General features: G+C 43.6%; 9 protein-coding genes. All 9 read left to right on the top strand.

Going from position 1 to position 11,431, the window contains the following annotated elements; all coding sequences use genetic code 11:
* Positions 1-260 precede the first annotated feature (260 nt).
* A complete protein-coding gene (locus tag NTX75_18000; GenBank protein MCX5818110.1) occupies positions 261-878 on the top strand; it encodes a lytic transglycosylase domain-containing protein in 618 nt (205 codons plus the stop codon).
* Between the two features lie 9 nt (positions 879-887).
* A complete protein-coding gene (gene mfd / locus NTX75_17995) occupies positions 888-4,067 on the top strand; it encodes a transcription-repair coupling factor (protein ID MCX5818109.1) in 3,180 nt (1,059 codons plus the stop codon).
* Positions 4,068-4,202: 135 nt separating this feature from the next.
* Positions 4,203-5,126 (top strand): peptidylprolyl isomerase, encoded by a 924-nt coding sequence (locus NTX75_17990; protein ID MCX5818108.1) that lies wholly within the window; start codon positions 4,203-4,205, stop codon positions 5,124-5,126.
* Positions 5,123-6,052 carry a peptidyl-prolyl cis-trans isomerase gene (locus NTX75_17985; protein MCX5818107.1) on the top strand — a complete coding sequence of 310 codons (930 nt, stop codon included), beginning with the start codon at positions 5,123-5,125 and terminating at the stop codon, positions 6,050-6,052. The genes NTX75_17990 and NTX75_17985 overlap by 4 nt, the downstream gene beginning before the upstream one ends.
* Positions 6,053-6,063: 11 nt before the next feature.
* Positions 6,064-7,014 (top strand): 4-hydroxythreonine-4-phosphate dehydrogenase PdxA, encoded by a 951-nt coding sequence (gene pdxA / locus NTX75_17980; protein MCX5818106.1) that lies wholly within the window; start codon positions 6,064-6,066, stop codon positions 7,012-7,014.
* A 252-nt stretch (positions 7,015-7,266) separates the two neighbouring features.
* Positions 7,267-8,304, top strand: coding sequence for a TRAP transporter substrate-binding protein (locus NTX75_17975; protein MCX5818105.1), 1,038 nt, complete (start codon positions 7,267-7,269; stop codon positions 8,302-8,304).
* Positions 8,305-8,401: 97 nt separating this feature from the next.
* Positions 8,402-8,884, top strand: coding sequence for a TRAP transporter small permease (locus tag NTX75_17970; protein MCX5818104.1), 483 nt, complete (start codon positions 8,402-8,404; stop codon positions 8,882-8,884).
* A 2-nt stretch (positions 8,885-8,886) separates the two neighbouring features.
* Complete coding sequence (locus NTX75_17965; GenBank protein ID MCX5818103.1) at positions 8,887-10,194, top strand: TRAP transporter large permease; 1,308 nt, start codon at positions 8,887-8,889, stop codon at positions 10,192-10,194.
* A 233-nt stretch (positions 10,195-10,427) separates the two neighbouring features.
* Positions 10,428-11,431 (top strand): PAS domain S-box protein (locus tag NTX75_17960; protein ID MCX5818102.1); only part of this gene is annotated, 1,004 nt, incomplete at its 3' end.

Below are 11,431 nucleotides of genomic sequence, written 5' to 3'. Positions count from 1 at the left end.
CGCTTTCGATCAGATCAGAAAGATCCTTTTCAAAATCCGGCGCCGTGACTGCATCAATCCTGCCTTTTACTGAGACTAAAGGAACACCTTTTTCCTTCTTTATATTTATCTCCATAAACCCCTCTCTTAAATAGATTTGAAAACACATTTTAAACGAATTGAAGAAGAAAAATCAATTAATTTTATGAAAAAGAAGTCCTTCCGCCCCTTTTCCTTGTAAATTTGACTTATACTACGTTTTTATTGTAAAGTAGCTTCCTATGAAAACCAAACAAAAACTGATACTTGTAACAATCGGTGCCATGGCTGTAATGTTTTTTTTTACATACGCAACGTTAAATGGTTCTTTCCCTCTGACTAATAACCGTGCTATGAATGCAAAGGAAGCGGTTATAGGGAAGATAGCAGACCACATGAAAGAAGAAGATGCTACAATAGCAGAAGACAAACTGCGAAGCGTTGCAAAGATGATTTACGAAGAATCGGAAGATTACAGGGTCGACTACAGGCTCATACTTGCCATAGTAAAAATAGAAAGCAATTTCAAACACAATGCGGTTTCCTCAAAAGGTGCAAGAGGGCTTCTTCAGGTAAAACCATCTCTTGCAAAGTTTATTGCCAGGGATATAGGAATGCAATGGGGTGGACCAAAGACGCTCGATGAACCTGATAAAAACATAAAGATAGGGGTTCACCTGTTTTCAGGACTTGTGGAAGACTTCGATAACATCACCATGGCACTTCATGCGTACCATGTAGGCCCTGCAAAGTTAAAAACCATTTTATTTGAAAAACGTAAGCCGGACAAAAGCTTCATCAACCTTGTCCTCACAGAATATAAAAGGAACAAGAACCTTCTCCCTGACCCTTATCAATAAAAAAACCTCATGTTTGACCTCAAAGAAACAGGCTTTATCTATGTAACCGGAAAAATCGGTTCCTTCATCTCTTTTTTGCTTTCCAGTGCCCGAAGTGCCCGGAGAAAAACGGTTGTCTTTTATGACTCAGAGGATGAGGCGATATTATTAAAGGAGGAAATAGAGTTTTTCTCCAAAAAGGATATATGTCTTTTCCCGCTCTATACAGACAGGGTCTTTGAAAAAGAGGATGAAACAAAACGGATAAGTTTCCTTTCGCACCTTGTTTCTGAAGATGATTTCATTGGTTTGTACCCTTATAGCGCTATCAAACATTCACTTACAGCACCGGAAGCCATAAAAGATAATACAAAAGACCTTCAATTCGGCGATACTGTTTTTCAGGAAGAGCTTATTGACTACCTGGATGCGAATGGCTATGAACTTGCTTCCCTGGTAAGGGAAGAGGGTGAATATGCAAAAAGGGGAAGCATCATAGACGTTTATTCCCCGTCATATACAAAGCCTGTGAGAATAGAATTTCTCGGTGATCAGATACTCTCGTTACGTTATTTTGACACAATAACACAGAGGTCAGGCCACGAAGTCGAGAAGGCCAGTCTCTCACCGGCGAAAATTATTAAAAATAAAAACATTACATTGCTGGATTATTTCAAAGGCAAAATGGTTTTTGTTCATAAAGGCCTTGATTATATCATGCACATCCTTGAGGAAGACGGGGACAATACATTTCCGGCAGAGAGGTTAACAGAAACCCTTCTGTCAAATCTTAATATAGATGTTTCAGGGGTACATGGAGAGGACGAGGATGATGTTATAGAAGCGCTGTCAAACGAAGACCTCAGACATCTTTTTGAGATGAATAAGGCAGAGATTTTTAAAATACTGTCGGAAAAACTCAGGGTCGGGTGGAATACTTACCGGTACGTGTATGTATTTGCAAATAACCTTCGCCAGGGTGAGAGACTGAAAGAAATCTTTCGTAATTACGATCTCTCTCTCCCTGTCCTTGAAGAAATTTCATGTGACCGGAAAGAAAGGGAATGGGGAATAGTTATAGGGCCGCTGCGGAGGGGGTTCAGGGCAAAAGACATTATTGTCCTCACGGAAGAAGACATTACGGGCCCCAAAAAGAGGGCGGTTAAGAAAAAATGGGACGGGTTTGATGAATTCCTCAACTCGTTCAAAGACCTGAATGTAGGCGAATGGGTTGTCCACATTGAACATGGCATAGGGGTTTATAAGGGGATTATGCACCTTAGCATCGGCGGGTTTGCAAAGGACTTTCTTCTCCTGGAATACCAGGATGGAGACAGACTGTACGTTCCTATCGACGATCTCCGTCTTGTGCAGAAATATATCGGCGGAGAAAAACAAAAACCGAAAATAGATAAACTCGGCGCCCATTACTGGAGGAACACGAAGAGCAAGGTAAAAAGATATGTAGAGGATATTGCAAAAGAGCTTTTAAAGATATATGCAGAACGTGAATTGGCAGAAGGCTATGCGTATCCCCATGAAGACGAGCTTTTCCGGGAAATGGAGTCGCGCTTTGAGTATGAAGAAACAGAGGGTCAGTCACAGGCCATCGAAGACGTATTGAATGACCTGAAGAGGCTCAAGCCAATGGACCGGCTCATATGCGGGGATGTGGGTTTCGGGAAGACTGAAGTGGCGATACGTGCATCGTTCAAGGTCGTCATGGAAAACAGGCAGGTTGCCATACTCGTTCCCACAACAATCCTTGCCCAGCAGCACTACAAGACCTTCTGCGAACGCTTCAAAGACTACCCGTTAAATGTGCAGATGCTGAGCAGATTCAGATCAAAGGAAGAGCAGAAGAAGATTGTGGAGGAAGTAAAAAAAGGGATAATAGATGTTATTATAGGAACCCACAGGCTTTTACAGAAAGACCTCCTGTTCAAGGACTTAGGACTCCTTATCATAGACGAGGAACACCGGTTCGGGGTAACACACAAAGAAAAGCTGAGACAGATGAAAAAAAATATTGATGTCCTTACCCTGAGCGCAACACCGATTCCAAGGACGCTCTATATGGCTACATCAGGCATAAGGGATCTGAGTATTATCAATACCCCCCCGTTAGACAGGTTTGCCGTGAAGACATATGTCGTCAAATTCAAAGATGATCTGATAAAAAAGGCGGTCTGGAATGAACTTCAGAGGGGCGGTCAGGTATTTTTTGTGCATAATTACATCCATAACATAGGTGTTATCTATGAACACATTAAGAGGCTGCTCCCCGATGTAAGGATTGCCGTTGCCCACGGGAAGATGGAAGGAGGCAAGCTTGAAAAGATTATGCTCGATTTTATCGATAAAAGATACGATATACTCCTGTCGACGAATATCATCGAATCAGGCCTGGATATAGCGAATGTAAATACTATCTTCATCAACAATGCACACAGATTAGGCCTTGCCGATCTTTATCAGTTGAGAGGCCGGGTAGGGAGGAGCACGAGGCAGGCCTATGCATACCTTCTTGTCCCCAAAGACGAAGTCCTCACGAGAGATGCCATGTTGAGACTCAAGATTATCGAGGAAATGACAGGGCTCGGAGCGGGTTTCCATATTGCGAACTATGATCTTGAGATACGGGGTGCAGGCAACCTGCTCGGGAAGGAGCAATCGGGCAATATAAACCTCATCGGTTTTGAGTTGTACTGTAATATGCTGGAAGAGGCCATCAGGGAACTAAAAAATAAGGTGGAAACAATAGAGGAGGAGTTTGTCACGGAAATCAATATCCCCGTTGACGCCTTTATTCCTGATGCTTATATGGAAGAACCTTCCCAGAAGTTACTCACCTATAAAAGACTCTCAAAGATAAGAGAAACAGATGCCTTGGAAGACATTACGGAAGAATTGAAAGACCGGTATGGTGATGTGCCGAAACCTTTGAAAAACCTCCTTGAGGTCATATCGTTAAAGATATTCCTCTCAAAGATTAAGGTCAGGAAGGTAGAGCATTCAGCAAAGCAGCTTGTTTTTCATGTCACAGAACATACCCCGCTCAATATGGAGAGAATGCTGAAGCTCGTAAAGGGTGATGGCAATAGAATAAAGCTCCTGCCAGACGGGAGGATTATCATGGAAACCGATAAGAAAGCGGAAGAACTGATATTATTAACAAGAAATATGTTGATGGAGATTGTTTCCATGTGATATAAAAAGACAGCGTTTTGCTATTGGCGCTCAGCATTCAGCCACGAAAAATACGAGACTGTCGGTTTTATATATACATGTGCTGACCCCCTTTAAGCTTATCGCAGACAGTCTAAACTATAATGAGGTGAAACAATGAAGAAATTATGTATCTGCCTTTCCCTCCTCCTCCTTGTCTGTGCCTGTGCCAAAAAAGAGGACGGTAAGGTTTTGGTAACCATTGATAACGATAAAATGACAGTACAGGAGTTTAATAAAGAACTCGACAGAATACCGGTGAACATGAAGATGCTTGTTGCAACCCAGAGTGGCAAAAAGAGCTATCTGGACAAGTTAATCGTTAAAAAGCTGCTTTTGAGAGAGGCCGGAAAAGAAAAGATGGATACTGAAAAGGAATTCCAGGAAAGACTTGCCGACATTAAAGATCAACTCCTTATAGAGTCATTATTGAAGAAAAAGATTGCTGCCGATGCAAAAATAAGCGACGACGATCTGAAAAAATACTATGAGACGAATAAGGAAAATTTTAAACGGGAAAGAGAGATAAATACACGGCATATACTCCTCAAGACAGAGGAAGAGGCAAAACAGGTCCAGGGAAGGCTCATAAAAGGAGAAGATTTTGCCGAGCTTGCAAAGAAATATTCTATTGATCCTAATGCCGGTGCAACAGGAGGAGAAATCGGCTTCCTCCCGAAAGGCTCGCTGGTCCCTGAATATGAAACTGCAGCATTCAAATTAACCAAAGTAGGCCAGATGAGTGGTATCGTAAAAACGCAATTCGGGTACCATATTATCAGACTCGAAGGGACCAAGCCCCCTGCATATGTGCCTATTGATGAGGTTAAGGACTTCATTAAACAAAAGATACTCCAGGAAAAACAGTCGGAATTGCTCGAAAAATATATCGACAGCCTGAAGAAGTCTGCCAAAATAACAATAAACGAAGCACTACTGAAAGAAGATAAGGCCGGGGCCCCGGACAAACAAGACAAACCGGAGAAACCAGAGAAACAAGACAAACCGGAAGCCCAGGGGGCACCGCAACCAAAGAAATGAGCCGTTTTATTGCAGTAATTTTTCTTGTTTTTACTTTCTGTTTTCCGGCAATTTCTTTCTGCGAAATAGTCGACAGAATAATCGCCATCGTTAATGATGATATTCTGACGTTGAAAGAAGCGGAAAAGTACGTTCAGATCGAGACGCAGGGTAAGTATGTATCGGTAAATGAATACTTCAGAAATATCCAGTTAAGGGAAAAAATATCCGCCCTTATCGAGGGCATCCTTATCAAGCAGCAGGCACGGAAATTAAAGATTAATGTATCTGACAAAGAAGTGGATAGAATTGTCGAGAATATCAAGAAACAATACCTCATAGACGATGAACAGTTGAAGAGTAAGCTGAAAGAGGAAAGGATAAACTATAAAGATTTTTACGAAGGTATCAGGACGAATACACTCCGGGGAAGGGTAATGGCACAGGTAATATCCCCTGATGTTATTGTCACAGACAAGACCCTCAAAGAATACTATGAGGCACATACCGATGAATTCAGGGATGAAGAGTACAAGCTTCAGCAGATATTCATCTCCAACAGGACAATAAACGCACAACGAAAGATTTTTGCCGCCTACAACCTCCTCAAGGAAGGAACACCCTTCGATGAGGTTGCGAAGAAGTTCTCCGAGGACCCTTCTGCTTCCCACGGAGGGGACATTGGTTACGTGAAGAAAGGGGAGCTTGTGCCCGGGTTGAAGGAAGCAATAGGTACGCTCACGCCGGGCGGTTATACGGAGATACTTACCACTCCTTACGGATTTCATGTATTACGGCTGGCAGAGGTGAAAAAAGGAGATACCCTGCCATTTGATGATGTTAAGGGGAAAATCCATGAGCGTATTGTCGTTGTAGAATCAGAAAAAAGGTATAAAGAATACATGGAAAAATTAAAACAGTCGGCATATATCGAGGTCAAAATCTGAAAAGAATTGCCATTACCATGGGGGACCCTGCCGGGATTGGCGGAGAAGTTATCCTGAAATCCCTTCCGGAACTGAGCAAGAAAACTACCCCCGTAGTCATTGGTGATAGCCATGTAATGGGCATTGTGGCTAAGCAATTATTTGGCAGCAACGCGCCATGTTTCAATAATTTCAAAGAGGGAGGCACAGAAGGCGCTGAATTTATAGACCTCGGATTAATTGAGGAAGTACAATTCGGGAGAAGCGACCCGAGGTATGGCGAAGCCTCTTACAAATATATCATCGAAGCATTAAAGCTTCTTTTTGCCGGAGAGGTTTCGGCAATTGTAACCTGCCCCATCAATAAAAAATCGATCAACTCAGCAGGGATAGAATTTATCGGACACACAGAATTGCTTGCCCATTATAGCGGTGTAAAAGATTATGTGATGATGATGGTAAACAGGAGTATGCGCGTTTCCCTTGTAACTATCCATATTCCGATAAAAGAGGTGCCGCATGCCCTTTCTGTCGAAAGAATAACAAAAACCATTCTGATTACTCACAATTCCCTGAAAACATATTTCGGGCTGGAAAGACCGTATATTAAAGTGTGCGGACTGAACCCCCATGCAGGTGAAGAGGGCATCATGGGCGATGAAGAGACCATGATACGGGAGGCGATAGAGGTGGCGCAATCACTCAATGCGAACGTAGAAGGCCCGTTCCCGGCTGACACACTGTTCCACAGGGTCGATTGTGACGCCTATATTGCAATGTACCATGACCAGGGACTCATACCGGTTAAGACAATCGATTTTGCCAGAACGGTAAATATAACGCTGGGGTTGCCTTTTGTCAGGACCTCTCCCGGTCACGGTACAGGATACGACATTGCAGGAAAAGGCATGGCCGACCCGTCCAGCCTGATAGAAGCATATAGAGTTGCGGAAAAGATGATATTCAAAAACCAATCAATTTGATGACGTATGTCTAATATAAAATCATTTATTATCAATACTGTATTGGTTGACACCACGATGCCGGGTTTTCTAAAATCTTCTTGACAAAAGCGTATCCATACAGTAAAAACTGTAGAATGGATACATTTTTGGATACTGTATACAAAATAGATTTTTTAGGAAAACCCTTTTAAAGGGGGTGATATTCAGGGCTTTTCGCAATTGGTACGAGAATTAAAAACGCATTAAAACAAAAAAATTAGGGGGTATTTCATGAGTATTAAAAAAATATTTTTAGTGTTTTTTGCTATTGCCTTTTTGTGCAGTGTAAATCTGGTAATACCTCAGCATTCATACAGCCAGGCAACTATCACGCTCAAGTATGCCAATTTCCCTCCTGCAACCACATTTCCATGTGTCCAGATGGAAAGATGGGCAAAGGAAGTGGAGAAAAGAACAAGTGGAAAGGTCAAGGTACAGACCTTCCCGGGTGGGACACTGTTGCCGGCCAAGAACATTTTTGACGGAGTCATATCGGGAATGGCCGATATCGGAAACTTTGCCATGAGTTATCAGCCGGGACGTTTCCCTATCTCGGAAGCCGTCGATCTTCCGGTCGGGTTTGCTAACGCGCGGGTAGCGAGCCTTGTCCTTTTCGATCTTATTGAAAAATACAATGCCAAAGAATTTGAGAAAGTAAAACTGCTGACACTCTTTACCTGTCCGCCTGCAAATTTAATGACGAGTAAACCCGTGAAGGCCTTAAAAGATCTTAAGGGAATGGAAATACGGGTGTCCGGTACCTCCGTGGATGTATTGAAAAAATTAGGCGGCAGCCCCATTGCCATGCCGCAGTCTGATACGCCCGAGGCACTCCAGAAAGGTGTCGTGAAGGGTAATTTTTCTTCCATGGAAGTCCTCAAAGACTTTAACTATGCAGCCTACACGCCCTATGTAACACTTGTAAACCTTCAGGTTGTCTCCTTTGCCGTCGTCATGAATAAAGACAAGTGGAATGCCCTGCCCGCCGACGTGAAGAAGATTTTTGACGATATGAGGCGTGAGCAGGCTTTATGGACAGGAACATATGTTGATGACCATGTAAAGGAAGCCCTTACCTGGTCAAAGCAGAAGTACAAAGACTTTCAGGTTTTTGAACTCCCGAAAAGCGAATATGCAGAGATCCCGAAACTCATGCAGCCCATCATCGATGGATATGTAAAGAAAACGAACGCGCTGGGTCTGCCCGGTGATCAGATCATCAAAGATATCAATTCATTAAAAGCAAAGTACGAAAAAGTTTATAAGTAGCGAGACAATGCAGAAGGTGCCTGCGGGTCAGGTACCTTCTGCATTTGCACCAGAATAAACAAACCGTGTAAGAAGCTGTCCATGCATGGAGGTAACGATGAAGTATCTTGACACACTTAATGATTTTCTCAACAAGATTCTGATAATCTTAGGCGGCATCGCAGTAATGGCCCTTATGCTGCTTGCTACCGGGAATGTGGTTTTGCGAATATTCAGTATACCTTACAGGGGTGCCTATGAAATCGTATCCTTTCTCGGGGCAGTTGTAATCGCCTTTGCCCTTGGCTTAACCCAGAAAACCAAATCCAACATTGTGGTGGATATTTTAACCGAAAAATTTTCCAAGGAACTCCAAATCGTCATCGATAAAATAGCAGACCTGATCATAATGATCTTTTTCGGAATTGCATGTTGGCAGATATATGTCTGGGGAATAAAGATATGCGAATCCCGGGAAGTCTCGGAGACATTAAAGATTCCCTTCTACCCCTTTGTCTTTGCCGTAGCTATAGGGTTTGCCATGTTGAGTTTCACTGCATTTGTTGATTTTCTGAAAAAACTGTTCGGAGAGGAGGAGTAGGGATGGACGGACCAATTGTTGGTGTAATCGGCATTATTATTATGTTCGCAGTTCTGTTCCTGCTCAAGATACCGGCCGGTTTTGTCATGGCCATGATCGGGTTTTTGGGTGTTGCGTATGTGACCTCCTTCGAGGCAGCATTCGGCATGCTCGGGACAGACCTCTGGAATATCTTCTCGAGCTACGGGCTTACCGTTATCCCTATGTTTATCCTGGTAGGTGAGTTCGCCCATTATGGAGGCTACAACCATGGTCTCTATAATGCCACGTATAAATGGTTTGGCCATTATAAAGGTGGTTTGGCCATTACCACAATAATGGCATGTGCAATCTTTTCTGCAATAAGCGGCTCCAACACCGCTACTGCTGCCACAATGAGTACTGTAGCGATACCGGAAATGAAAAAGTATAACTATCATCCTCAGCTCAATGCGGGCGCTGTCGCTGCCGGCGCGACCCTTGGCGTTCTCATACCGCCAAGCCTCGTTCTTGTTGTGTATGGGATTTATACAGGTCAATCTATCGGCAAACTCTTCTTCGGGAATGTAATACCGAGTGCGATACTTACCGTCTTAATTGCCGCAACTGTATTCTATATTTGCTGGCGTCATCCGGATTGGGGCCCAAGGGGACCAAAGAGTACCTGGATGGAGAGGATTAAGGCCCTCCCGGATCTTCTCGATATTTTTATCCTCTTTGTAATCATTATGTATGCCCTTTTTACCGGTGTAGTAACTGCAACAGAAGCGGCAGCGGCAAGTTGCGCTATTGGTCTTATATTGTGTTTGGTGAGAAGGAAGCTTTCGTGGAAGAGCTTTAAGGCATCAATAGTCGATACGCTCCGCATCTCATGCCTTGTATTTATGATTGTTGCGGGAGCTGTGCTATTCAGCCGTTTCCTGGCGGTCACGAGGCTGCCTTTTGAGGCGGCAAACTTTATCACTTCCCTCCCCCTGCCTAACTGGATGCTTCTGTGGATCATTATATTGTGTTATATTATAGGCGGTTGTGTCATGGATGCCCTCGCTTTTCTGCTCGTATCGCTCCCAATATTCTACCCGATCGTCATGGCAATGGGATACGACCCGATATGGTTCGGGCAGATGATATGTATTGTTACCACAATGGGGTCAATCATGCCTCCTGTCGGTATCTGCTGCTATGTGGTAGCCGGAATGGCGAAGGATATTTCTATCGGAACCGTCTTTAGGGGAAGCATGTACTACCTCCCCTCATATGTGATCTCTATGATAATCCTGATGCTGTTCCCTTATGCAACCGTTCTGATCCTGTCAAACCTTGTGAGATGATGTGACTGCCCCGAATCGCCGGAGTATAACGATTCGGGGCAGTAGCTCCTTAAGGTTCTCATGCAATCTATCGCCGGGGCTCACGTTGCCCTGCATAAAAACCAATATGAACCCGGTTATCCATGTCATTTATTGTTTCACATAAATTAGCATTTGACACCTCAATGGATATCCGATAATATTCTTAATATATTGATACATTTCGGCTCTATTTATCGTCATAGGGATACCAGGTGAACGACCAAGGCAAGACAAATGCGGAGCTGCTCGAAGAAATATCCACCTTAAAAAAGAGAATCCAGGAACCGGAACAATCAGAATCAGACCGCAAACAGGCTGAAGAGAATCTGAAGAAAAGAGAAAAGACGATCCAGGCATTCTTCGACGCGGTTCATGAAAGCATGGTGCTTATTGACACCAAAGGTACCATACTTTTATCCAATGTGGTAGGCGCACAAAGATTAGGGAAAACCGTCCCGGAGTTTGTGGGCACATGCCTGTACGACTGGTTCCCACCGGATGTAGCACGCTATAGAAAAGAGCAATACGAGAAAGTTGTTGATACAGGCGAACCGGTTTATTTTCAAGACACCCGGTTGGGGAGATTTTTCGAACAGTATTGCTCCCCCGTTTTTGACGAGAAAAGAAACGTATCCGGGGTAACCATATTTGCACACGACATCACCGAGCGCAAGAGAGCAGAAGATGCTCTGCGTACGAGCGAACAAAAATACCGCAACATCTTTGAGAATGTCGTTGAAGGTATCTTTCTGACAACACCTGATGGACGTTTTCTTACCGTCAACTCTGTACTGGCACGCATATACGGATACAGTTCACCGGAAGAGATAATAGAGACCGTCACAGATATTGGCAGGCAGGTTTATGTTAATCCTGATGAGCGTGATGAGTTTCTCCATATCATTCAAGAAAAGGGTGTAGTAACAGGCTTTGAACTACAACTGAGAAAAAAAGACGGGAGCACCTTCTGGGCATCTATCAATGCCCGTTCTGTTTATGATGAGAACGGTCAACTGCTCTACTATGAGGGCACAACAGAGGACATCACCCAACGCAAACAGGCAGAAATTGCATTACTGGAAAGCAGAGATAAACTGGCGGTTATTGCAGAAGGATCTGCAATTCCCCAATTTGCCATCGACAAAGACCATACCGTCATTCTCTGGAACAGAGCCCTTGAGATATATAGCGGTGCCAAGGCAAAAGATGTGCTGGG

Source organism: Pseudomonadota bacterium (assembly GCA_026388315.1).
GTDB lineage: Bacteria > Desulfobacterota > Syntrophorhabdia > Syntrophorhabdales > Syntrophorhabdaceae > MWEV01.
Note: the sequence above shows the minus strand (reverse complement) of the source record. Positions and strands in the feature narration are given on the sequence as shown.

Coding starts and splice junctions, on each gene's coding strand:
- NTX75_18000 (MCX5818110.1), top strand. CDS start 261: ATGAAAACCAAACAAAAACTGATACTTGTAACAATCGGTGCCATGGCT.
- mfd (MCX5818109.1), top strand. CDS start 888: ATGTTTGACCTCAAAGAAACAGGCTTTATCTATGTAACCGGAAAAATC.
- NTX75_17990 (MCX5818108.1), top strand. CDS start 4,203: ATGAAGAAATTATGTATCTGCCTTTCCCTCCTCCTCCTTGTCTGTGCC.
- NTX75_17985 (MCX5818107.1), top strand. CDS start 5,123: ATGAGCCGTTTTATTGCAGTAATTTTTCTTGTTTTTACTTTCTGTTTT.
- NTX75_17975 (MCX5818105.1), top strand. CDS start 7,267: ATGAGTATTAAAAAAATATTTTTAGTGTTTTTTGCTATTGCCTTTTTG.
- NTX75_17970 (MCX5818104.1), top strand. CDS start 8,402: ATGAAGTATCTTGACACACTTAATGATTTTCTCAACAAGATTCTGATA.
- NTX75_17965 (MCX5818103.1), top strand. CDS start 8,887: ATGGACGGACCAATTGTTGGTGTAATCGGCATTATTATTATGTTCGCA.